The organism is Psychromonas saccharinae (genome assembly GCF_051201515.1).
Taxonomy (GTDB): Bacteria; Pseudomonadota; Gammaproteobacteria; order Enterobacterales; family Psychromonadaceae; genus Psychromonas.
The window spans coordinates 4,278,752-4,301,391 of sequence record NZ_CP195153.1; the positions used below are offsets into that span (position 1 = coordinate 4,278,752).

The 22,640-nt window shown below is 38.1% G+C and carries 23 protein-coding genes and 1 pseudogene; 13 read left to right on the forward strand and 11 right to left on the reverse strand.

Features of this window, described 5'->3' with window-relative positions:
- Nucleotides 1-73: 73 nt before the first annotated feature.
- Complete coding sequence (locus ACR30L_RS19095; RefSeq protein WP_435235819.1) at nt 74-892, reverse strand: MurR/RpiR family transcriptional regulator; 819 nt, start codon at nt 890-892, stop codon at nt 74-76.
- A gap of 580 nt (nt 893-1,472) precedes the next feature.
- Between ACR30L_RS19095 and ACR30L_RS19100 the strand changes: the two genes are divergently transcribed.
- Nucleotides 1,473-2,636, forward strand: coding sequence for a DNA cytosine methyltransferase (locus ACR30L_RS19100; protein WP_435235820.1), 1,164 nt, complete (start codon nt 1,473-1,475; stop codon nt 2,634-2,636).
- 12 nt (nt 2,637-2,648) lie between these two features.
- Here ACR30L_RS19100 and ACR30L_RS19105 read toward each other — a convergent pair whose 3' ends face one another.
- Nucleotides 2,649-3,560: a LysR family transcriptional regulator gene (locus tag ACR30L_RS19105; RefSeq protein WP_435235821.1), complete on the reverse strand. Its 912-nt coding sequence runs from the start codon at nt 3,558-3,560 to the stop codon at nt 2,649-2,651.
- A gap of 101 nt (nt 3,561-3,661) precedes the next feature.
- Between ACR30L_RS19105 and lysA the strand changes: the two genes are divergently transcribed.
- Nucleotides 3,662-4,909: a diaminopimelate decarboxylase gene (gene lysA / locus ACR30L_RS19110; RefSeq protein WP_435235822.1), complete on the forward strand. Its 1,248-nt coding sequence runs from the start codon at nt 3,662-3,664 to the stop codon at nt 4,907-4,909.
- A 42-nt stretch (nt 4,910-4,951) separates the two neighbouring features.
- Here the strand turns inward: lysA and ACR30L_RS19115 are convergent, their stop codons facing one another.
- A complete protein-coding gene (locus ACR30L_RS19115; protein WP_435235823.1) occupies nt 4,952-5,551 on the reverse strand; it encodes an SAM-dependent methyltransferase in 600 nt (199 codons plus the stop codon).
- 235 nt (nt 5,552-5,786) lie between these two features.
- Entirely contained in the window at nt 5,787-6,608 is an 822-nt protein-coding gene (locus tag ACR30L_RS19120; RefSeq protein WP_435235824.1) for a 2-keto-4-pentenoate hydratase, read from the reverse strand.
- A gap of 249 nt (nt 6,609-6,857) precedes the next feature.
- On the opposite strand from ACR30L_RS19120, the gene ACR30L_RS19125 reads away from it, so the two are divergent.
- The 11 genes and pseudogenes from ACR30L_RS19125 (at nt 6,858) to ACR30L_RS19175 (ending at nt 16,886) form a co-directional block, all read left to right on the forward strand.
- Entirely contained in the window at nt 6,858-7,343 is a 486-nt protein-coding gene (locus ACR30L_RS19125) for a GNAT family N-acetyltransferase (protein WP_435235825.1), read from the forward strand.
- Nucleotides 7,344-7,727: 384 nt separating this feature from the next.
- On the forward strand, nt 7,728-8,654 hold the full coding sequence (locus ACR30L_RS19130; protein WP_435235826.1) for a LysR substrate-binding domain-containing protein: 927 nt from the start codon (nt 7,728-7,730) through the stop codon (nt 8,652-8,654).
- A 106-nt stretch (nt 8,655-8,760) separates the two neighbouring features.
- Complete coding sequence (locus ACR30L_RS19135; protein WP_435235827.1) at nt 8,761-9,864, forward strand: adenosine deaminase family protein; 1,104 nt, start codon at nt 8,761-8,763, stop codon at nt 9,862-9,864.
- A 10-nt stretch (nt 9,865-9,874) separates the two neighbouring features.
- Entirely contained in the window at nt 9,875-11,203 is a 1,329-nt protein-coding gene (locus ACR30L_RS19140; protein ID WP_435235828.1) for an NCS2 family permease, read from the forward strand.
- Nucleotides 11,204-11,428: 225 nt separating this feature from the next.
- On the forward strand, nt 11,429-11,986 hold the full coding sequence (locus ACR30L_RS19145; protein ID WP_435235829.1) for a BON domain-containing protein: 558 nt from the start codon (nt 11,429-11,431) through the stop codon (nt 11,984-11,986).
- A 28-nt stretch (nt 11,987-12,014) separates the two neighbouring features.
- Nucleotides 12,015-12,185 carry a DUF1328 family protein gene (locus tag ACR30L_RS19150; protein ID WP_435235830.1) on the forward strand — a complete coding sequence of 57 codons (171 nt, stop codon included), beginning with the start codon at nt 12,015-12,017 and terminating at the stop codon, nt 12,183-12,185.
- Between the two features lie 11 nt (nt 12,186-12,196).
- Nucleotides 12,197-12,390, forward strand: a pseudogene (locus ACR30L_RS19155) (hypothetical protein).
- A 76-nt stretch (nt 12,391-12,466) separates the two neighbouring features.
- A complete protein-coding gene (locus ACR30L_RS19160; protein WP_435235831.1) occupies nt 12,467-12,898 on the forward strand; it encodes a hemerythrin domain-containing protein in 432 nt (143 codons plus the stop codon).
- A gap of 54 nt (nt 12,899-12,952) precedes the next feature.
- Complete coding sequence (locus ACR30L_RS19165) at nt 12,953-14,566, forward strand: diacylglycerol kinase family protein (protein WP_435235832.1); 1,614 nt, start codon at nt 12,953-12,955, stop codon at nt 14,564-14,566.
- A gap of 187 nt (nt 14,567-14,753) precedes the next feature.
- Nucleotides 14,754-15,314, forward strand: coding sequence for a hypothetical protein (locus tag ACR30L_RS19170; RefSeq protein WP_435235833.1), 561 nt, complete (start codon nt 14,754-14,756; stop codon nt 15,312-15,314).
- Nucleotides 15,315-15,539: 225 nt separating this feature from the next.
- Nucleotides 15,540-16,886 carry a sigma-54 interaction domain-containing protein gene (locus ACR30L_RS19175; protein ID WP_435235834.1) on the forward strand — a complete coding sequence of 449 codons (1,347 nt, stop codon included), beginning with the start codon at nt 15,540-15,542 and terminating at the stop codon, nt 16,884-16,886.
- Between the two features lie 19 nt (nt 16,887-16,905).
- On the opposite strand, the gene ACR30L_RS19180 is transcribed toward ACR30L_RS19175, so the two are convergent.
- The 7 genes from ACR30L_RS19180 to ACR30L_RS19210 form a co-directional block, all read right to left on the reverse strand.
- Nucleotides 16,906-18,015, reverse strand: coding sequence for an AI-2E family transporter (locus ACR30L_RS19180; protein ID WP_435235835.1), 1,110 nt, complete (start codon nt 18,013-18,015; stop codon nt 16,906-16,908).
- Between the two features lie 292 nt (nt 18,016-18,307).
- On the reverse strand, nt 18,308-18,625 hold the full coding sequence (locus ACR30L_RS19185) for a hypothetical protein (protein ID WP_435235836.1): 318 nt from the start codon (nt 18,623-18,625) through the stop codon (nt 18,308-18,310).
- A complete protein-coding gene (locus ACR30L_RS19190; RefSeq protein WP_435235837.1) occupies nt 18,591-19,073 on the reverse strand; it encodes a hypothetical protein in 483 nt (160 codons plus the stop codon). The genes ACR30L_RS19185 and ACR30L_RS19190 overlap by 35 nt, the downstream gene beginning before the upstream one ends.
- 16 nt (nt 19,074-19,089) lie before the next feature.
- On the reverse strand, nt 19,090-19,338 hold the full coding sequence (locus ACR30L_RS19195; protein WP_435235838.1) for a hypothetical protein: 249 nt from the start codon (nt 19,336-19,338) through the stop codon (nt 19,090-19,092).
- 314 nt (nt 19,339-19,652) lie between these two features.
- On the reverse strand, nt 19,653-20,030 hold the full coding sequence (locus ACR30L_RS19200) for a hypothetical protein (protein ID WP_435235839.1): 378 nt from the start codon (nt 20,028-20,030) through the stop codon (nt 19,653-19,655).
- Nucleotides 20,031-20,195: 165 nt separating this feature from the next.
- Complete coding sequence (locus ACR30L_RS19205; protein ID WP_435235840.1) at nt 20,196-21,134, reverse strand: alpha-E domain-containing protein; 939 nt, start codon at nt 21,132-21,134, stop codon at nt 20,196-20,198.
- Nucleotide 21,135: 1 nt separating this feature from the next.
- Nucleotides 21,136-22,590 (reverse strand): circularly permuted type 2 ATP-grasp protein, encoded by a 1,455-nt coding sequence (locus ACR30L_RS19210; protein ID WP_435235841.1) that lies wholly within the window; start codon nt 22,588-22,590, stop codon nt 21,136-21,138.
- Between the last annotated feature and the right edge of the window lie 50 nt (nt 22,591-22,640).

Here is a 22,640-nt window from a genome sequence, read left to right on the forward strand (position 1 = left end):
AGAAGGTCAGGTACATGTTTATTATTTATCTATAACTGTGCTTGACTAAGTAAGCCCAAGAAAAGAGCAGTTATCACTCGAGTTCATTTAATGCCGTATAACTTGCACTAATTTTGCGACTAATCTTTGATGCTTTGCTGTCTAAATGAATATAAATCCGGTTAACCAAATACGACACTAAACTCATCGGTACGGCATAACTATCTAATGGGATTTGATTATTCATAGAACAAACCAATACCTGACTAACATCGTTAGCATATTTCTGACCAGATTGATCGGTAATCAGCAATACGCGTTGTTTAGATAACTGTTCAATAATTTTTGAAAAATTATTCACTCGACGGCGAATGCCTAACACAATCACAAAATCATCGGGTTCAATAGCATTCAAATCCTCCCCCAAGGTTTGCCCAGGCAGGGGTAATAAATCAACGCCTGCTCGACACTGCATTAACTGCTGACGAAAGTGCATCGCTATCGGATAACTATTACGATAACCGATAATTTTTACGCGCTTAGCCGTCGCAATTTCATCAATTAAGTGATCTAAATTCATTTCACTTAACTGTTTCCATAACAGCTCGAGAGATTTAACTTCCTGTTGTAACGCCGAGTCATCAATATTCGTCGTCAAAACAGGTACCCCCTGTTCACGTTCCACCATCATTTCACTACGTAAAGCGAGGTGATCGTCATACCCTAATTGACGAATAAAACGACTGACACTGGCCTTTGATACCCCACATGCCTCTGCAATTTCTCCCGTGGAAAGCATTAAAATCTTTTCCGGATTATGTTGCAGGTAATCGGCAATACTACGACTACTCTCGGTTAATTTAGGATAATGTAAGGTGATGCGTTCAGCTAAGGAGTTACTTATATTGGTCATAATTCAACCTTTATCGAAACCTGTCTATCGGATAAGTACAATATTCAACCAATCTATTGTAACAATCGTTTCATAAAAAGCAAATTACGTACCAATTGAAACAAAAATATAACTACCATTACTTATCAGTTAGTTATAGGGAATTTAATAAATGTGAATAATATTATTTATTTTTATTGCAGTTAAATAGTGCGGCAATGCACCGAGGTTGTGCTGAAATGGTCACCTCTATCTCAAAATGTTTTTTGATTTATGACGCTTCACTCAGCTTAGAGTCACAGCAATGAATCCCCATCAGTTGAAAGATTCAGAAGTGTAAGCTCTTTATTCTACAGGTAGACATGCTAGCTACGTGACATTCGGAAATAAACCAATCTATATAGGAAAGACAACACTTACTGCTGATTATGAACAAGCTAAATCTGAATAAGATAAATTACGAGATTAAATATAATCAAAATGATTAAATGAAAAGTTATCATGTAAATAATTAACTTTCTTCAGTATATTTAAACTTAAAAACGCATTACACCTAACAGTAAACTGTCATGTAATTAATAAAAATAAATTTAGGAACAACATGAATTCAATCGAGCTTTTTGCTGGCGCGGGTGGTTTGGCACTTGGCTTAGTAAATAGTGGTTTTCAACATAAAGCCATTGTTGAAGTAAATAAAGATGCGTGTAAAACAATTCGAAATAACAATGTATTTGATTATGGTAAAAAACTCTACGAAGGCAATATAATTAATTTTGACTATACAACGATTGAAAATGAAATAGATCTTATTTCAGGTGGACCGCCATGCCAACCTTTCTCACTAGGTGGGAAATCACAAGCAAATAACGATTCAAGAGACATGTTTCCTCAAGCCGTTAACGCGATTCGTGAAAAAAAGCCCAAAGCATTTATTTTTGAAAATGTTAAAGGATTAATGAGAAAATCCTTCGAACCTTATTTCAAATATATTATTTTGCAACTTCAATATCCTTCCATAGAAAGATCAACCAATGAATCATGGGAACAACATCACGCTGCATTAGAAAAGTATCACGCTCAATCCGCACATACAGGCTTAGAATATAATGTAACTTACAAACTAGTCAATGCGGCTGATTATGGCGTACCACAAAAACGAGAACGTGTATTTTTCATTGGGTTTAGAACTGACATTCATATTAATTGGACTTTTCCTGAACCAACACATTCTGAAGATGCCTTAATATGGGAAAAATGGATTTCTAAAGATTACTGGAAGCAACACCAATTATTGGTACCAACAATAGATGAAAAAACATTAAAAAAAGTAGAAAAAATTAAAAAGAAATATGGCTCATCTAAACCTCAATATTTACCTTGGGTAACAGTTAGGGATGCGATATGCAATTTACCCGATCCTCAAAAGGCACACGCAAAGAACTTTAATCAACATATTTTTAAAGGCGGAGCAAAAATATATCCAGGTCATACGGGGAGTTATATCGATGATCCTTCTAAAGCACTCAAAGCCGGTACTCATGGTGTTCCCGGTGGAGAAAATATGATTCGATATGAAGATGGGAGTGTTAGATATTTAACGGTAAGAGAAAGCGCAAGAATCCAAACCTTCCCAGATAACTTCCAATTTGAAGGCTCTTGGAGCGAAGTAATGCGACAACTGGGTAATGCAGTACCCGCTAAATTAGCAGAAAAAATTGGCTTATCAATCTTTAACGCATTAATTGAAATAAAAGGTTTAACCTAATAACAATTTTACTCAAAAATAAAGATGCTTTTTAACTTGTGCGACTTCTTCTTTCATTGCACCAATAAAAATTTCAGTTAAAGGATTCAGAGGGCGATATTTGGGTAAAATAACACTAAATTTAAAGGGGTGAGAAAAGGCAATAGGCCGTATTTTAAAATCATCGCCCTTAAAATCATAGGCGGTTAAAGGATTTATAATTCCAATACCTAACCCAGAACGAACAAGACAACATAGCGAGGTTGTCGAGGACGTTTCGATAACGTGATTGCGCTTAATATGCTGACTATCAAAAATTCGGTCTAACTTTATGCGGTAGGGATCGTTCGGAGAAAGGTTAATAAAATCATGATCGGATAAATCGCTTATCGTAATCTCTTTATTGGATAACAGAGGGTGATTATTAGGCATCACACACACTTCATTCCCTTCAAAAATTTCTTCAGAGTAGGTATCAACGGGTGCATCTTGCTTTTCTGATATCCCCAAATCAAAAAGTTGATTTGATAGTTTTCTTTCCAAAAAAGGTGAGTCTTCTAATAAAATAGATATATTACTATCACCTGCAATTTCTTTAAAACGTTTACATGCACCGGGAATTAACGCGTGCGCAAAGGTCGGTTGAGCAATGATTGATAACTGACTAAGCGTTTCCTCTTTCAAACCTTTTACCATATCCGATATTTTTTCAAGTCCCACATAAGCACTTTTGATTTCCTCAAATAAACGATAGGCATTGGCCGTTGGTTTGAGTCGTCCTTTAATTCGTTCAAACAACAAAAAACCTGCAATATCTTCCATTCGCGCAAGCTCTCGACTAATCGTTGGTTGCGAAGTCGAGAGCATTTGTGCTGCTGCTGTGACGGTATTTGTTGTCATCAACGCATGAAAAACGTCAATGTGTCTATGGGTTATTTTAAGCATATATCAAATCCGAATAGATTACTTAATTATTGATATTTTACATTTTTATAGACCAAAAGCATTATTAGCATCAACGAATATACAAAGGGTAATGGATAAAAATGAATTTAATTAGATATATCAAAAAAGAATTATATGTAGAAGATTGTGCAGTCAGTAGATTAGTAGAAAAACATTCAACACCGTTGTTTGTCTATTCTAAAGCCATGATCGCACATAACTGGAGACAGTTTGAATCACCCGAATTTAAAAACAAACAGATGGTTTGCTATGCCGTTAAAGCAAACAGTAATATTTCGATATTAAGCACCCTTGCTAAACTTGGAGCTGGATTTGACGTCGTATCTCAAGGAGAATTAGCCAGAGTAATTGCTGCAGGCGGTGATCCTAAACGCATTATTTTTTCAGGTGTGGGTAAAAAAAGTAGTGAAATAGCCTATGCATTAGATGCCGGTATTTTTTCTTTTAATGTTGAGTCCGAAGCAGAGCTTTACCGTATTAATAAAGTCGCTGCTGGCATAAATAAAATAGCGACCATTTCGATACGCGTAAATCCCGATGTGAGTGTGGATACACACCCTTATATTTCGACGGGGCTAAAAGAAAATAAATTTGGTGTCAGTATTGAAGATGCGAAACCTTTATATATCCAAGCAAAAACACTGAGTCATGTATCACTCAAAGGTATCGATTTTCATATTGGCTCCCAAATTACTGACATTTCCCCCTTTCTAGATTCAATCGATAGAATGCTACAACTAATTGATGAATTGAGCGATCTCGGCATTTCATTGACACATTTAAATGTCGGCGGAGGCATTGGAGTTCAATACGATAATAAGTCACCATTATTAGCAACAAACTATGTAAAAGCAGTATTTGAAAAAGTTAAACAACGCGATTTAACGCTTATTTTTGAACCTGGCAGAGCTGTTGTTGCCAATGCAGGCGTTTTGATCACCGAAATAGAGTTGATTAAAAATAATGGTGAGAAAAACTTTGCGATTGTCGATGCCGCCATGAATGATTTATTGCGCCCCGCACTTTACGGTGCTTGGCACAATATACACCCCGTCGTTGAGCACGATAACTTAACGAGTAAAGTTTATGATGTCGTCGGACCCGTTTGCGAAAGTAGTGATTTTTTAGGAAAAAACCGCACACTAGCGATTGAAGAAGGAGATTACCTAGCAATTTTTTCCACGGGTGCCTATAGCTTTTGCATGAGTTCTAATTACAACAGCCGCCCTAAAGCCGCTGAAGTATTAATAGATGGCGACACAGCTCATCTGATTAGTAAACGCGAAAGCATCAATGATCTGTGGCGCAATGAAGTACTAATCAAATAAGTACATTTATCAAAAACAAAGCGGCTTATGCTGCCGCTTTGATTACTTTTTACAAGCAACGATTTGCACCACGGCACTTTCGCCCTGATGGTATTTACCTTCTGAAATATGCCGATCAATTTCTTCACCGATAATAAATTCAAGACCATGAAGTTCACTTTCTAAGGATTCTAATGACATAAATAATGCTTTTTGCGCAGCAGGAGGACCACCAATACCCTCCATTTCTAAATGACGCTCTGTATATGCTTCCAAAATAAATATGCCTGTATCGCTCAAAGAATTAACCACTTGACCATGAATATTTTCACGTATAAAAGGCGGTACATGCGCTGTGATAGAAACAATGCCATCCCAAATCGCATTGCTAAAATCATAATCATTCAAATCAGTAACAACCGTTGAAATGTTAACCCCCTGCTGAGCAGCAAATGCTTTTGCTTTTTTAAGTCCTACAGCGGATTGATCGACCGCCGTTACGTCATAGCCTTGCTTTGCTAAAAACACGGCATTGCGACCTTCACCTTCAGCCAAACAAAGGACTCTTCCTCCCTTTGGTATTCGATGATACTCCGCTTTTAAGAAATGATTTGGCTCGGTGCCATAGGCAAAGCTTTCTTCGTTATAACGTTGATCCCACATTGGCATTCCTTTATTTACGATTTAAAAACTGATATTTAAAATAATTAGTATTCGAAATAATTTAACTGGTTACTTTACCAATGCATTACACGCGATAACAGATAAATCAACACTTGCGTGGTTAAGCAGATGAAAAAAGTGATACTAAAATTAAGCAGGTAGTGAGGAAGATAAAATAGCGGAATTTAAAAATAATGTTAAGCGCCGACTTTGACGCTTAACATATTAAGTGTGATTAGCCGTTAGAAACAAGTTCCATGCTAAATCCACCTAAACCAGCAAAGGTGACTTCTGCTTTAGAGCCAACGCCTACATTTTCATCATGTACGCCAGTAATAGCGCCCGTTGATGCCATTGTACCTTCGGGTAATTCTTTACCCTGTGCTTTCATGTGCTCAATTAAGAATTTCACTGCACCGTATGCGCCGACAAAACCAGAATTAGGTTTAACCGGACCAAATAATTTACCATCAATCGTGATTGATACATCAACATCAAATAGATCAACGTTTTTCCAATCTTTCACTTCTGGGCCAATAATACAACCTTCATTGATACCAAAGTCACAAATAACAGCCATTGAACCAACGTTATTCACATCTTGGATTGGGCTACTTGCCATTTCAAAACCAATAAAGACACGTTTGATAACGCTTCTAATTTGCTCTTCAGTGATACCCGTTGCAGGTAGATGCGACGTATCACCTAACTCCATGACGTATTCCACTTCATAAGCTGAATAACCGTCTTTAAATACAGGCATTAATAAACGTTCACTACCGTCTGTATACTTAACCATTTTTTCAAAAATAGGCCCACATAAACGCACTGCATTTAGCTTTTCTTGTAGGTCAGGTGTAATACCACCAATTTTCCAACCAACAATTTTGTCATCAATTTTACTGATGCTACGATCTTGGATTTTATAAGCCGTTTCTAATGTCGTCGGTAATTCACCAGGAAAATCAGGTAAGCCAGTACTTGTTTTACGTGCTTCAAGCAATTTGTCTGAGATTTCTGCGATATAGCTATCGGACTGAGTGTCGATCAACGTCATGGGTAAACCCTCTAATGTAAATAAATGAATTTCACTATATAGTAATATTGTAGTATTTAAAGTTATGTGTAAACAAATAGTATATTAAGTGATTCCTTATTTTTGTGCAAAAGCGCGCATCTTTGATAAAAATAGCGATTATTTACTGACTTTTTATTCACGATCAATACCACTACTTTGAAAGCAGAATCACTTAATCTAAACCGTGTATAATCAGAAACACTTGATTAATTTTGATAGGAATCATCCGTGAAAAACTTACGCCCCGCCACCGCCAATGATATTAATCGTATTTCTGCGATCGAAAATGCGTGCTTCCCAGAAGCTGAAGCTGCCAGTTTAGATTCATTTAAGAAACGATTTGCAGCCTTCCCTGAATGTTTCTTTGTATTAGAAATAGAGGGAGAAATTGTCGGTCACGTAAATGGATGTATCTATGACCGTCCAGAATTGCCCGATGCATTGTATGCCGATGCGACACTTCATTGCCCAAATGGTCAATACCAAACGGTTTTTGGTTTAGCTGTGTCGCCTGAATACCAGCGCAACGGGTACGCATCTTTATTGATTCAGCATTTAATTAAAGTAAGCCAAAAACGAGGACAATTAGGCATCGTGTTAACCTGCAAAGACTATTTAATCGATTTTTATAAACGTAATGGATTTGAACATTTAGGGCAATCAGCATCAAGCCATGGCGGTGTTAGTTGGAATGATATGCTACTCACCTTTTAATTTGGCAACTATCTTGCTTATATACCCGTTACCATTCAAGATGCAGAAATCAGCAAGACGAGAGGTGAGCAGATTCTAAGCATAAAGGTGAAGATCTAACGGGTTAAATCGAGACTTTATAACAACGAAAATGTTTGCCTCTCATCTTGCCCTGCAGGTCACTAGCTCGAACACCAATACTGCGTTATAACATTCGATAAGGACTAGCCATTGTCATCATGTTACGCCTTGGTATCCGAGCTAGTGACTGATAAACGCATCTTGATTGGTAACAGGTATAACACTAATTGATAACATCAATCATGCTGCCGATGACAGGGATTATTGAGATATTTATCTTACACGCTCAATTCAGCAATCACATAAATAGACCAAGGCTTCATCATGAACTTAGACACGCGATGGCTCGAAGATTTTTTAGCGCTTGCAGAAATTCGTCATTTTTCTAAAGCAGCTGAGGCGCGACATATTACTCAACCCGCTTTTGGTCGTCGCATTAAAGCACTTGAAACGGCTGTCGGTCATACCTTAGTGGATAGAAGTACTACACCGATTGGTTTAACACCAACGGGGCGTCAATTTCATTCAACGGCACGAAATATATTGGTACAAATGCATCAAGGCGTCGAAAATTTAGATCAATTAAATGCCCCTTTACTCAACCCAATTATTATATCCTGTCCACATTCATTGGCCTCTCCCACTTTGATAAACTTAATTGATAGCGTCACCAATAATAATCAGACGCTACCTTTTTCCATTGATATATTACGCGTTGAAGTGGGTATTGAAGCACTAAAGGAGGGCAATTGTGATTTTCTGTTTTGTTTTGAATTGATGGAATTAATGCAACCTCCCTTTACCAATATTCGTTTGGGTGATGGCCAGTTTCTGTTGGTTTCTGCCGCTGATCGAGATGGGCAACCGCTATTTAATCTTAATATGCCAACGTTACCTTATTTGCGTTATACATCGGGCAGCAATTCAGCACGCCTCATTGAACAATATCAACCTTCGTTGGATGTGAAATTGTCCGGTGTGTTTGAATCGTCTATGTGTCAAATGCATAAGGAGATGGTGCAACGAGGAAAAGGTGTTGCTTGGTTACCTGACAATTTAATTCAGGAAGAACTCAATAGTGGTCAATTTATCGCTCTCAATCCAAGCCGTTTGCATATTCCCTTTCAAGTGCGCCTATACCGCAACAATGGAACCTTACACCCCGATGCAGAAAAATGGTGGGATCATTTAGATAATGCTTGTCAAAATGGCTGCCAATTAATCTCACCGTGGCAAGAGAAAAAAGGCTAATTCCGCTAATGCCAAATTAACACTAACGAAGCCAAAACAGCATTTCACATTATCCTCATTATTGATAATACTTTTCGGTATTGATTATTTACGTAATGAGAGATTCATGAAATCACTATCCCTAGAGGATTTTTATCGGCAAATCCCCAAAGCAGATATCCACTACCATTTACTTGGTGGTGTTCGCTTACACACGATGTGTGATTTCGCTAAAAAATATAACGTTGCATTAACCGAAGCAGATGCGAAGGCCTATTACCGCGCTTATCAACAACCGGGAATGAAACGTAAAGGAGGTATCGATGCGCTCACTTTTCTATATCAAATCATGCGAGAAGCTGCCGATTATCAGCGTGTTATTTTAGAAGTAGCAGAAGATGCACAACACGTAGGCTTACGTTATATAGAAACCTTTTGGAACCCCAGCGATACTCACTTACCCTATAATGAACTTAACCAAATAATGGTTGAAGCTGCTGATATGGCAGAACAATTATTTGGCGTCATCATTCGCTTTATCCCTTCTATCAATCGCGAAAAAACACCTGAGATTGCAGTTGATATGGTTAAAACATTAATTCAATGCCCTCATCCTTACGTATTGGGTATCGGCATCGATTACCGCGAAGAAAATGCGCCCGTAGAACATTTTTGGAAAGCTTACTCATTAGCGATGAACAATGGATTAAGATTAACCGCCCATTGCTCCGAATTCGGCTTGCATTGGCGCAATGTTGAAACCGGTATTGAACTGATTGACTGTGAACGTATTGACCACGGTTATACCATTATTGATAATCCAGAACTTACACAAAAATATGCACAACTCGGCATTCCTTTTACGGTGATCCCATCCAATACACACTACTTGAAGCAATGGCCAGATAAGCAACAATGGCGTACGCAACACCCTATTCGAGCCATGGCAAAGGCGGGATTGAATATTATCCCCTGTACCGATGATTGGCACATTCACGCAACCAACAGTGCAAATTGTTATCGGGTATTGGTCGAAGAATTTGGATTCGATTTAGATAGCCTACGCGTTATCCTCGCTAATACTATCGATGCCTGCTGGGTCCCCCAGATACAAAAAAACCAATGGAAAAGCCTTTGGTTGTCAGAATTTGATCAGCTCCGAAATAGATTAGTAACGGAACCATCCATTAAAGAAGATCATCGAATTAGATATCAAAGAATACACGCTTAGGAGAGAGCATATGAAAACTGAAATACAATCGAGAGGGAACATTGCCCGTTGGTTCAAGTTCCAAGAAAATGGGACAACAATGCGAAAGGAGATCATTGCTGGCTTAACCACTTTTGCGACCATGGCGTATATTATTGCCGTTGTCCCCGGTATGTTATCCAAAGGCGGTTTACCCTTCGATAGTGCATTAACGGTCACCATTTTAATGACCATTATTACCACGGTTGCAATGGCTATTTATACTAACCGCCCCTTTGTACTTGCTCCCGGATTAGGTAGTGTTGCGATTTTCTCGTTTACGCTGCTAGGTAATGATGTCCCGCTCAGCATTGCGGCAGGCATTGTATTTATCAGCGGTTTTTTATTTATGTTAGTTTCATTTTTCGGGGTGCGTGATTTTGTGGTTCGGGTCATCCCACACAGTGTTAAAGTGTCAGTCGGCGTGGGGATTGGCCTATTCATCGCCCTACTTGGGTTTAAGCACGCAGGGATTATCGTTGCCAATGCCAAAAAGAATGTTCTAATATTCGGAGATTTAACTGCAACGACTTCGTTACTCGCTATTTTTGGCTTCTTCCTGGTTTTATTTTTCACGACAAGAAAAATTCAAGGTGGGATTATTCTTTCTATTATTACCACCACATTAATCAGCTTACCCTTAGGTATTTCTCAAGTACCGGACCATTTCTTTAGCCTGCCAGCCAACATAGACAGCATGTTTATGCAACTCGATATTATTGGTGCATTAGATCCAACATACTTGCCATTTCTCTTAGCCTTTTTTATTCCCGACTTTTTCTCAACATTAGGCACCTTACTCGGTGTCGGTGGACAAGCAGGGTATCTCGATAAAGATGGAAATTTACCGGGCATTGAAAAAAACTTCCATGTCGACTCGACCGCAACCACCTTTGGCTCGTTATTCGCTTGCCCAGTGCTCACCACTTATCTAGAAAGCTCTGCTGGCGTTGAAGCGGGTGGCCGCACCGGATTCACTGGAATTGTTACCGCAATATGTTTCCTCGCAACACTCTTTATCGCCCCCATTGCAGGAATGATCCCTAGCGTCGCGACGGCACCGGTACTCATTTATATCGGCATTTCAATGATGGGTTCAATCAAAAAAGTTAACTTTGATGATATTACTGAATACTTCCCTGCCTTTGTTTGTGTGGTCATCAGCATCTTCACCTTCAATGCGGGTAATGGAATTGCTGCTGCGATGTTAGTTTATGGCTTTTTAAAGGTAATCACAGGCCGTTATAAAGAAGATCATTGGTCTGTATATGTGATTGCACTGTTTATGATTTACTATTTCTATATCGTTGCAGGACACTAATCATCAATATCTAAAATGCCTCTTACTTTGAGGCACTTTTCCATTAATCCCACCTCGCTAACTATTACATTATGACACTGTAAAAATTTCATACTTTATCTCATCCTCTTTCTCACCATGCAAAATATACCTTTAAAAACAGCAAGTTAAAAACTGGCACAGTCTTCGCTATAGCTAGATGGATAGATAGACAAATGACATACGTTTCAAATAAAGGAGAAAAATATGAACAGCATGATTACTCGTATCGCACTTCCTACTGTACTACTTGCATCATCAACGGTTGCATTGGCAAACCAACAAACATGGAAAGAAGAATCTCTCGATGCATGGATAGATGGCAAAGCTGAAACGATTTTATTATTTAATCCAGATTTAAATTCCTTCGATATTAATACCCATGTTAACCATGGTGTGATCACCTTAACCGGTGACGTAGATAATCGTATAGAAAAATTACTCGCAAGAGAACTGGTTGAAGATTTGGATGGTGTTGAAGCTGTCGATAACCAACTAACTATTTTAAACACCCCCGTTGAAAAGAATCGTAATAATAAAGCATTAGTTGCTTTAACGGATGCAAAAATCACCACAGTGATTAAAACACGACTATTAATGGAAGACGACATTAGCGGCTTAGATATTAACGTAGACACCAATGAGCATACCGTCGAGTTAACTGGCGAAGTTGCTTCTGTTAAACAACATGATTTAGCAATGAACATCGCACGTAATACGCAAGATGTGAAACATGTGATTAATAATCTAGAAGTCATCCAATAAATACAGCTTATAGAAAAGGAGAAACATTATGCTTCGCTGGGTACTTATTTTTTTAGCCATTGCATTAATTTCAGCAATATTCGGATTTGGTGGTATCGCAGGTGCTGCAGCAGGTATTGCTAAAATTATTTTTTATCTATTTGTTGTCCTATTCATTATATCGCTCGTGTTAAATATGATGAATAACACTCAAAAATAAGTGGGAATATTATGATTCAATTAAAAAATTGTAAGTCTTTTTTAGCCATTTCAAGCCTAGTTATTTTACTCAGTGCCTGTTCCGAAGGCCCAGCAGAAAAAGCAGGTGAAAAATAGATGATGCATCTACCGATGTACAAAATAGCATTGAAGATGCCTGTGAAAATGTAAAGGACACCCTGAATGCCGAAGATAAAGATTGTTAACCTCTGCCATTCGCTTTACTGAAAATGATGTCTCCCATCATTTTCACCTTTACTCACTTCGTACAAGGAATAAATTATGAATAATATTTTTGATACATTACGCGAAAGCCATGAAAAACAACGTTTATTATTGGATACATTAGTTTCAACAACCGGTGATTCATCCGCAAGAAGAGAGTTCTACAATGAACTAAAACACGAACTTGAACAACACGCGATCGCAGAGGAACGTTATTTTTACGCGCCTTTAATTGAGCAGGATAAAACCATTGAGATGTCGCGACACGGTATTGCAGAACACCATGCTATCGATAAGATAATTGCACAACTCGACGACACGGACTTTAGTTCACCCGGTTGGTTAACAACGATGCGATCATTAAAACATAAAGTATCGCATCATCTTGAAGAAGAAGAACATCGCTTTTTTCAAATGGCAGGCAAAGTCCTAACAGAACAACAAAAACACACCTTAGCGGAACAGTACAATAAAGAAATGTCGTACTAGTATTTCAGCGCATACGATAATCGATAAAATGTTTGATTGGCTAAGGAGATCTCCATGTTTATTACCAAATATTATTTATTAGGTGCCCTGTTAAGTTTAGCGTTGGCTTGGTTACTTCCCACCCTATTACTGACATTACTATTTTCATGGGTTGCATTATCATTAGCCATCGTCAGCATAGCTTATCTTATTGATATACCTTCCATTTTCCGTAAAAACAATGATGGGAAAATTATCTGGTGGATCCGCTGGGCCTTTATCCCCTTTCTACTCGGCGTAAGAGCCTATAATGCCTGGGAAAGAAAGCACGATGATGTGCCGCCAATACAAAAAATTGCTAACCACCTGTATTTATCAAGACGCCTTTTATCATCGGATCTCGATTACCTAAAATCACAAAATATCGACTGTATTATGGATGTTACGGCTGAATTTGCAGGGCTCGAAAGTGCAATGACCGATAAACACTTTGACTATCTGACCATTCCCGTCCTCGATCATAAAACACCGTCTTTGCATAAACTCCGTCATGCTCTGTATTGGATCGATACGCAGGTGGCGCAATCTCGTTCTGTGGTTATCCATTGTGCACTCGGGCGTGGTCGTTCGGTATTTGTTATGGCGGCTTATTTATTGAGCCGCGATCCTTCATTAAGTGTCGACCAAGTACTAGCACAAATAAATGCAATTCGTTCATCGGCACAATTGAATAAGATGCAATATAAAGTCCTCAATACCGTTCGTAATAAAAAACAACTTCAATTGCCAAAACCGACTTGGATGATTGTTAATCCTGTTTCAGGTGGTGGTAAATGGGCGAAGAATCAACAACAATTAATACGTGAAATAACCACTCAACATCGCCTGCAAATAGTAAAAACAACACCTGAGATTAACGCTAAGCAGTTAACTCAACAGGCCAAGCAAGCGGATGTTAGTAATATTATTGTTTGTGGCGGCGATGGCACGATTACCGAAGTGGCCAGTCAAATTGTTGAATCTGACGTTGTACTCGGTATTGTTCCCTTTGGAACGGCCAATGCATTAACCCATGTCCTTTACGGATTAGAAGCAAAGTTTTCGCCAGTAGAAAGCGCCTGCACAGCTATTTTATCAAATAATGTCCGTGATATTGATACGGCAACATGCAATGAAGACCTGATGTTATTAGCAATGGGAATCGGTTTCGAACAACAAATGATTGAGTCGGCAAATCGGGATAATAAAAATCAACATGGCCAGATAGCTTATTTGACCGGTTTTTTTAATGCTGTCGCAGGTGATGATTCACAGCAATTGACCGTTCAAATTGATAATAAACCAATCCAAGAACTTGATGTACAAAGTTTAGTGGTTGCCAATACCGCACCTTTTAGTACCATGCTAGCCCATGGCGGTGATGCGCCAGAACCCGACGACGGTAAATTGCATATGACTTATTTAGACCAAACCAATTCAATGGCTGAACGAGTTATTGCATTATCAGACCTTGCCCTATCGAGTATTGGCGCACAGGACAATGCATCTCTATTTAAATATGACGCTGGTAGCCATATTAAAATTTCAGCAAATAAAACCATTAATTATGTGATTGATGGCGAAACACATAGCGCCGAACACATTAATATCACTATCTTACCTTCATCACTAAAGGTCCGCGTTCCTTAACCTTAACAATGTTGAAATGATTTATTCTTCGACTTGTTTTATATTTTATTTCTAAATGTAATCATTTAATGATAAGAAAAAATGATGTATTTTAGTGTTATTTATAAATCATAAACAGTGCCACTCTTTCTAATAGAAAGAAGTACCGTTTCGAACAACAAGCTGTTATGTGCAAAGGAGTTTAGCCATGATTGAAGTATATACAAAAGAATATTGGTTAAATGAATTAAAAGATTCAGCTAGCTTTCTAGAAAGCCTTTACCGTAAAACGGTATGGGACAATGAACTTGAATTTAAAACTGAAAAAGCAATTTTTGTTGGTTTTTATGCAATCAGGAAACTTAAAGAAAGTAAGCTATTAAGTTCTTCTATCTGTGGGTTTAATACCCGTTTAATCTCTTATCCAATTAGAATTGAATTGGTAGATGATAAAGAAGAAAAATGGTCTAAAAAATTCAATTTTAACCAAAGTATTAAAGAAGAATTAGCTTTAGAACAACTTTGTAATCAATTTATACATAGCATAATTTACTCACCTTTTGTTCCTGATGGTATGGTTTGTGCTGGGTTCTTTTTTGCATCCGACAAAGAATGTAAAAAACATGTTTACTATGTGCAATTAATTAAAATCGTCAATATATTTCTTAGCGTGGCACATAATAAGAAAATAAACTTAGAACTAGAAATAGATGGTCTAAACGTAAGTGCCAAAAATCTAAAAATGCACACACAACAAATAAAAATATAATAACTTTTGGATAAATTAGTACCTAAAAATTTCTCTCACATAAAAATATTAACCACTTTCTCAAGTTCATATAATCAACTCGCACAGCTTAACTTCGTCACAAATTCAATTTTAACAATCCCTTTGTGATTACCTTTCACAACAAACTATAAGATTGACAAAATCTCATTATATGGCGACTATGAATCTCTGAAACAATGGAATCGCTATTGAGAGAGCAATCAAATGGACAAGTTAAGTTTGTTGTTAAGTGTCAAGAACGAATTATTACGTCAGTCTATTATTAGTCAACCTGAACTATCCCAGTTCGAAACCGTTGAATTAACAATTGCACAGAATTGGATTTCACAGATTGAAAATGACGCACCTGATATTGCAATTATTGAGATAAATGGCTTTAGTCAGGCAGACTATCAAGCACTGTCTAAGCTCGATGCATTATTAAATGAGATGGACTTAATTTTAATTAGCTCTGGTGCGCCGAATATTCACCTCGACAAATTAATGCAATTTGGTGCTATCTTCCATTATCGTATGCCCGTTGATACGAAAATTTTAGCAGAAACATTACGTGATGTTCGCCAATCTTCCATCTCGAAAAGTTCCGTTGGCCAACGTGTTGCAACGAGCGATCTTGACCAGTTTGGATTATTAATCGGCTCATCTTACCCCATGCATAAGCTTTATCGCATATTACGTCGCGTAGCAAAAACCGATGCCTCTGTCTTTATTGTTGGTGAAAGTGGTGCAGGTAAAGAATTAGTCGCACAAACAATTCACCTTGCAAGTGAACGAAGCCAAGCACCTTTTATTGCAATCAACTGCGGTGCACTCAGTCCAGAATTGATTGACAGCGAGCTATTTGGCCATAAAAAAGGCGCGTTTACCGGTGCAGATAAATCCCATGAAGGGGTCTTTAAACAGGCGGAAGGTGGAACATTATTTCTTGATGAAATTACTGAAATGCCGATCGAGCATCAGGTTAAATTACTACGCGTATTAGAATCGGGTGAATACCGTCGCGTCGGAGGCCAAACCTTACATTTCACGAATACGCGGATTATTGCTGCAACCAATCGAGATCCACAAACGGCTATTGAAGCGCAATTTCTAAGGGAAGATTTATATTTCCGTTTAGCGGAATTCCCAGTCGTTATTCCACCATTGCGCGATCGCGGTGAGGATATTACTGGCTTAGCCAAGCATTTTATTGCTCATCAAAATGCCGAACAATCGGTTAAAAAAACCATTTTGGAATCCGCATTAACTAAAATTGCAGATTACGATTGGCCTGGCAATGTCAGGGAACTTAAACATGCTATCGAAAGAGCATTTATACTGTCTGATGATGTAATTAAAGAATCGCATTTAGTCTTTGATACTGCACCATCAGAACAAAATGATCAGCTTGATGACCTAGTCCCTGCAGGGGTTTCCCTTAATGATATTGAAAAAGCGGCAATCGTTAATACCTTGGATAATAACGACGGCAATAAAACCAAAACAGCCCAGGACTTAGGCATAAGTGTGAAGACGCTTTATAATAAACTCGATAAATATGAAGCTTCATAAGCCTATCCCCATTAACGAATTACCTTGCTCGTAGCACTAAATGGGTGCGACCAAATATATCTAAACGTTCCAATAGTGTATTTAAACAAACGAGCAAAGGCACACCAATCAACATCCCCATACTGCCCCATAACCAGCCCCATAAAATCAACCAAATAAAAATAATTAATGGGTTAAGGTTAAATTTTCGACCTAATAATGTTGGGGTTACAAATTGGCTTTCAATCATATTAATGGTCATATATGCAGCCACGATTAACATCGCTATGCTAACCGATTGAAATTGTACATAGGAAATTACCCCAAAACACACCATTGAAATCAACGGCCCAAGATAAGGAGCAAAGTTCATAATCCCTGCAAGAGCTCCCCACACAAAGGGATCTTCAATACCAATAATAAAAAATAAACTACCGACTGCGATACCAAGTCCGACGTTTATTAAGGTCACTGTACCGATATAACGTGATAAGTCTTTCTGAATACTTCTGACCAATTCGACGGTAATACGTTTATTCGAAAAATCATCAAACTGCATAAGTAAGCCGGTAAATAATGAACGGCCATAACTCAACATAAAATAAGCCATAAACAACGCAATCATAATCTGCGTAATAATCGTTGGCGTGATGACGGCAATACTTTTAACTAAAGAAACGACGGTATTACTTTGAAATTCACCGACATTACTTTGGCTAACAATATTACTACTCGATAAGGCACCTGTACCGTCATCGTTGGTTGCTTTAGTCATTTCCTCTGATACATCTTTTACTAACTCAGGTAACTTAGCCCACCACTGCTGTGCGGGTTCTGTCAAAATAGAAGCCCCTGCAAATAAAATTCCAACAATTAAACAAATAACAGTCAAAACCCCCATCGCTCTTGGCACGCCAATCCTCAAGAAATAATTTACTAAAGGGCTGCACAGTAACGCAATAAAAGTACTGAGTACGATGGGGAATAATAATGATTTTGCGATATATACGGTGGCGGTAATCACAATAAAAAATAAAATCCAGAACCCAATATGATAGAGGCTTTTACGGTCATGTGCGACTTGCTCATGCTCCGTTCGCTGAACAATTAACGCCGTACTCTGAGTGCTGTCTTTATTGTCATTTAACATACATGCTCCTTATACCCGTTACCAATCAAGATGCGTTTATCAGTCACTAGCTCGGATACCAAGGCAAGGCGTAACATGAAGACCTTTCGAGCGATTAACTGCGTTAATCCTCTATCGGTAGATGTAAAAACAAGACTTTACATCTTTAATGGCTAGTCCTTATCGAATGTTATAACGCAGTATTGCCATGGTTTATAAGAAACGAGCTAGTGACCCACAGGGCAAGACGAGAGGCAAACATCTTCGTTGTTATAAAGTCTCGATTTAACCCGTTAGATCTTCACCTTTATGCCTAGAATCTGCTCACCTCTCGTCTTGCTGATTTCTGCATCTTGAATGGTAACGGGTATATATTTTGCTCATTGAATTGCTTAAAGAATTTAAAACCTAAGGAACCAATGGGGTAAATATAATTAATTTTTTTCTGATACTTAATCATTATAATCGTCGCAAAAGCGATACCGCCTGCAACCTTAAAAGGATTTTTTCTGGTATAGCTTTTCGCCGACACTAACAAACGCGTTAATAATAAAGCGGATTTATTAGCAAATAATTTACCTTCCATACGTTTACGTTTAATCTCTCGATTGAGATGCTTGATAGATGACATTGACACCTTCCTCCAATTGAGCAATCGTATCTTTAAATCCGAAATGCTTAAATAAGCGTTTTTGCCAATAAGCTAAACCACCTAATACGCTAGTTATAGTGGCTAAAAAAATGCCAATCGCAGCAAGTAAATTGTCAGTAAAGTAATAGGTGATCCCACCAGCACAAACACAGACACTAAATACAAATAATATGAGTAGTGAGATAAATAGTAGTTGGCAAAAGATGAATTGTTTTGCTGCAACAATATTACGTTGTACTTCAATCAAAAACAGTTGGAGAGTTGACTCAGACCATCTCCCCATCTCCTGAGATAATGCAGATACCCGATTAAAAACCGCTTTTAGTTGATCAATTTGAGCGTTGAACTCCGCTGAATTGAATGGAGTATCCGATTGAGTATCTTCGTTACTTTTATGTCCAGATGCTGGTTCATTACTGTTTTTCATGAAGATACCTCTTCCATTATTTAAGCAATTTTGAGACAGCCCAACCGGCGATAAAGGCACAACCAACGCTCAATAATGGGCGCTCTTTAATAATACTTTCAGTCTGGCTAGTCACTTTTTTGACTTTATCGGTACCTTCTCCAAGCTTTTCTTTGGCTTGCATTTTTAATGAATCAACGGTTTCAGATGCCGCTTCTCCTGCTAATTGATAAGCATCTTCCATTTTTTCCTGTGAACTTTGCGTTTTTGCTTTTGATGTAGCCATAATAAATCTCCTAAATAAATAACATGAATCAGAAAATAGAGAGTGATGACGATTCAAAAAAATGAAACATAAATCTTCCCATCTATCGGGTTGTTCAATTAACGTATTGCGAGATGTATGCCAAAAACATAACCAACTGATAAATAAAGAATATTAATCAAATTAAAAAGAAGAGAAGATTTTTATTTGTACTTTTTACCGATGATTTACAGCAACCCTGTAAAAGTTACGCAAATAGAAGAAGGCAGTATCACGAAGAAATATTAAAATAAAAAGCATGCTAACGAGAAGGTGAAAGCATGCCCAGAAAGAGACTAAGCTGCGTAACAACTATCCCAATCGCCATAGTTTGCATCACCCACTAAAACCTGTACTTCAACATCACCAAGTTGTTTTGCAATAACCGCACTTGCCACTTCTAGCACGGCATTAACATCTTGTTGTTCAGTAAAGAAATTAATTGCGACATGGTACTGATCATTGAAATACGCAATAAACAGATCCCAACCTTGCTGTTGTTGACATGCCATTAAGGCATCATCCACTTCGTCGAATTTTTCGATATCGCCACTAAAGCGCATTTCTGCACAACTAAGAGAAAAAGGACCAATAGCCATTTTTTTCATATGACGTGCTTTGTGATGACTTTTAACGATTGGCTTAGCCAGTTCTGGTACATTGATAATATTCATAAGTTACCTATTTAGAATTTGAATGATGAATGCAATTGGACGGCAGCTTAGACTAGCTTGATACGGTAAGCAAGCTAAATAGAATCGAGAGAACAAACAAAAACGGCCTATAACAATGACGTTAAAGGCCGTTTAATATTATCATGTTGAACTAGGTTACAATTACTATTCCTGCAATTCAGGTGTTTTTAAAAAGTAAGATTCAGCCAGCTCATTATGAATACCTGCCAAATCAATTTGAATTTGATCCACATAACGATGCAGATAACCATTCTTAAGTGCTCTGACATCTTTATGTTTTAAATCGTATATCGTTTTATCAATAACCTTAATTATTCCACTAGAATTAAGTAAGGGTTCGCTCAGTGATTTTAATTCGTACAGGCAGAATAAAATTGAACGCGGAAAAACTTCACTGTGCATAATAAATTCAATTACATCTGAACGTTGTACACGCACCCCCATTTGCTGACGATACATCTGATAGGCACTTAATGAGCGCAACAAGCTAATCCATTGAATATTTTCATAGGGCTTCGCTTCTTCCGTAGTGATCAATGTTTCAGAACGAATATCTAAAATACGCGAGGTCATATCCGCACGTTCAATAATCGAACCAAAGCGGATAAACGTATAACCTTGGTCATGATTTATCGTCGCATCAAGGGAGCCAAAAATAAGGTGCGCGGATTCAATAATCTTTTTTAAATAAGCAAATCGACCACGTTTACTCAGGCCTTCATTTTGATTATCTTTGACGTAATAATATAATAAATTAATCTCTTCCCACACATCTCGAGGAATAACATCTCGAATGGTACGCGCACTTTCACGGGCAGACATAATCGAATTTAAAATAGAAGAGTTATTATCCTTACCCACTAATAAATAGCGTAATGCCTTTTGCTCTTCGTAATCGGTATGATTTTCCTGATAAGCTTGTCGTGCACCAATAATATCGACTAGGGGCTCCCAACCTGCACAAACACCTTTGGGCAAATCCATCATGAGCATGTTATTCACATTGATCAAACGTGCGACATTTTCAGCACGTTCAATGTAACGTGATACCCAATATAAAGTTTCAGCTACTCTTGATAACATATTATTCAGCCTCTTCGTCAATAATCCATGTATCTTTACTACCGCCACCCTGCGATGAATTCACGACTAACGACCCTTTCACCATCGCAACTCGTGTTAATCCGCCCATGGTCACTTTAGTATCATGACCAGAAGAAAGCACAAAGGGTCTTAAATCGACATGACGGCCATCGGGCTCAATGCCATCTAAGGTCGGTACCGTTGATAAACTCAAGGTCGGTTGTGCCACCCAGTTACGCGGATCGGCCTTAATTTGTTCAATGGTTTCTTGCTGTTCTTTTTTGGTTGATTTAGGACCAATTAACAAACCATATCCACCAGACTCATTCGCAGGCTTCACCACTAATTTTTCAATATTTTGGATAACGTGATCGCATTCTTTTTTATCAAAACATTTATAGGTCGGTACATTTGCTAATTTAGGGTCTTCACCAAGATAGTATTTAATGATTTCTGGTACATAGGCGTAGACAACTTTATCATCAGCAACACCAGCACCAGGCGCATTAACAAGGGCAACATTCCCCTTCGACCAAGCACGCATTAACCCCGGCACACCTAACTGTGAATCGGGTAAAAAGACTTCCGGATCTAAAAACAGATCATCAATACGTCGATAAATAACATCGACACGCTGCAACCCTGTGATAGTGCGCATATACACACAATCGTCTTTTTCAACCACTAGGTCTCGCCCTTCAACTAACTCACACCCCATTTCCTGAGCAAGATAACAATGTTCAAAGTAAGCAGAATTAAATACGCCAGGCGTTAAGACGACAACTTCAGGTTTATCCTGTTTACGAGGCGACATCGCCGCTAACATATCAAATAACTGAGAAGGGTAATCATCGACAGGAAGGATTGGGACTTGTTCAAATAATTCGGGGAAGACACGTTTCATTACAGAGCGATTTTCTAACATATAGGAAACGCCCGAGGGAACCCGTAGGTTATCTTCCAACACATACATGGTGCCATTGCCATCACGTACTAGGTCAGAACCACAAATATGCGCCCATATTTTATTCGGAGGATTAATACCAACACACTGTTTACGAAAGTTAACTGACTTTTCGAGTAATTCGCGCGGAAATACGCCATCTTTTATTATTTTTTGATCGTGGTATAAGTCATCAATAAATAAGTTTAATGCCTCAACACGCTGTACTAAGCCCGTTTCAACATTGTTCCATTCTTTGTTGCCAATGGTACGTGGAATGATATCAAAGGGCCATGCTCGGTCAATCATGCTCCCTTCGTTGTAGACGGTAAAGGTAATCCCCATCTCTTTAATGGCTAAGTCAGCAACCGACCTAGCCTTTTTTAACTCTTCTGTACTTAAACTAGAAAAAAACTGAGCTAACTTTTGCCCGTGTAATCTGACGTTTCCCTTTTCGTCAATTAATTCATCAAAAAAGCCATTCGTTTGGTACGCTTTCCAATCAATCTTCATACACCTTACCTTTTTTTAAATAATCAAATTATTTAAAATCATTTAGTTAT

Coding starts and splice junctions, on each gene's coding strand:
- ACR30L_RS19095 (WP_435235819.1), bottom strand. CDS start 892: ATGACCAATATAAGTAACTCCTTAGCTGAACGCATCACCTTACATTAT.
- ACR30L_RS19100 (WP_435235820.1), top strand. CDS start 1,473: ATGAATTCAATCGAGCTTTTTGCTGGCGCGGGTGGTTTGGCACTTGGC.
- ACR30L_RS19105 (WP_435235821.1), bottom strand. CDS start 3,560: ATGCTTAAAATAACCCATAGACACATTGACGTTTTTCATGCGTTGATG.
- lysA (WP_435235822.1), top strand. CDS start 3,662: ATGAATTTAATTAGATATATCAAAAAAGAATTATATGTAGAAGATTGT.
- ACR30L_RS19115 (WP_435235823.1), bottom strand. CDS start 5,551: ATGTGGGATCAACGTTATAACGAAGAAAGCTTTGCCTATGGCACCGAG.
- ACR30L_RS19120 (WP_435235824.1), bottom strand. CDS start 6,608: ATGACGTTGATCGACACTCAGTCCGATAGCTATATCGCAGAAATCTCA.
- ACR30L_RS19130 (WP_435235826.1), top strand. CDS start 7,728: ATGAACTTAGACACGCGATGGCTCGAAGATTTTTTAGCGCTTGCAGAA.
- ACR30L_RS19135 (WP_435235827.1), top strand. CDS start 8,761: ATGAAATCACTATCCCTAGAGGATTTTTATCGGCAAATCCCCAAAGCA.
- ACR30L_RS19140 (WP_435235828.1), top strand. CDS start 9,875: ATGAAAACTGAAATACAATCGAGAGGGAACATTGCCCGTTGGTTCAAG.
- ACR30L_RS19145 (WP_435235829.1), top strand. CDS start 11,429: ATGAACAGCATGATTACTCGTATCGCACTTCCTACTGTACTACTTGCA.
- ACR30L_RS19150 (WP_435235830.1), top strand. CDS start 12,015: ATGCTTCGCTGGGTACTTATTTTTTTAGCCATTGCATTAATTTCAGCA.
- ACR30L_RS19160 (WP_435235831.1), top strand. CDS start 12,467: ATGAATAATATTTTTGATACATTACGCGAAAGCCATGAAAAACAACGT.
- ACR30L_RS19165 (WP_435235832.1), top strand. CDS start 12,953: ATGTTTATTACCAAATATTATTTATTAGGTGCCCTGTTAAGTTTAGCG.
- ACR30L_RS19170 (WP_435235833.1), top strand. CDS start 14,754: ATGATTGAAGTATATACAAAAGAATATTGGTTAAATGAATTAAAAGAT.
- ACR30L_RS19175 (WP_435235834.1), top strand. CDS start 15,540: ATGGACAAGTTAAGTTTGTTGTTAAGTGTCAAGAACGAATTATTACGT.
- ACR30L_RS19180 (WP_435235835.1), bottom strand. CDS start 18,015: ATGTTAAATGACAATAAAGACAGCACTCAGAGTACGGCGTTAATTGTT.
- ACR30L_RS19185 (WP_435235836.1), bottom strand. CDS start 18,625: ATGTCATCTATCAAGCATCTCAATCGAGAGATTAAACGTAAACGTATG.
- ACR30L_RS19190 (WP_435235837.1), bottom strand. CDS start 19,073: ATGAAAAACAGTAATGAACCAGCATCTGGACATAAAAGTAACGAAGAT.
- ACR30L_RS19195 (WP_435235838.1), bottom strand. CDS start 19,338: ATGGCTACATCAAAAGCAAAAACGCAAAGTTCACAGGAAAAAATGGAA.
- ACR30L_RS19200 (WP_435235839.1), bottom strand. CDS start 20,030: ATGAATATTATCAATGTACCAGAACTGGCTAAGCCAATCGTTAAAAGT.
- ACR30L_RS19205 (WP_435235840.1), bottom strand. CDS start 21,134: ATGTTATCAAGAGTAGCTGAAACTTTATATTGGGTATCACGTTACATT.
- ACR30L_RS19210 (WP_435235841.1), bottom strand. CDS start 22,590: ATGAAGATTGATTGGAAAGCGTACCAAACGAATGGCTTTTTTGATGAA.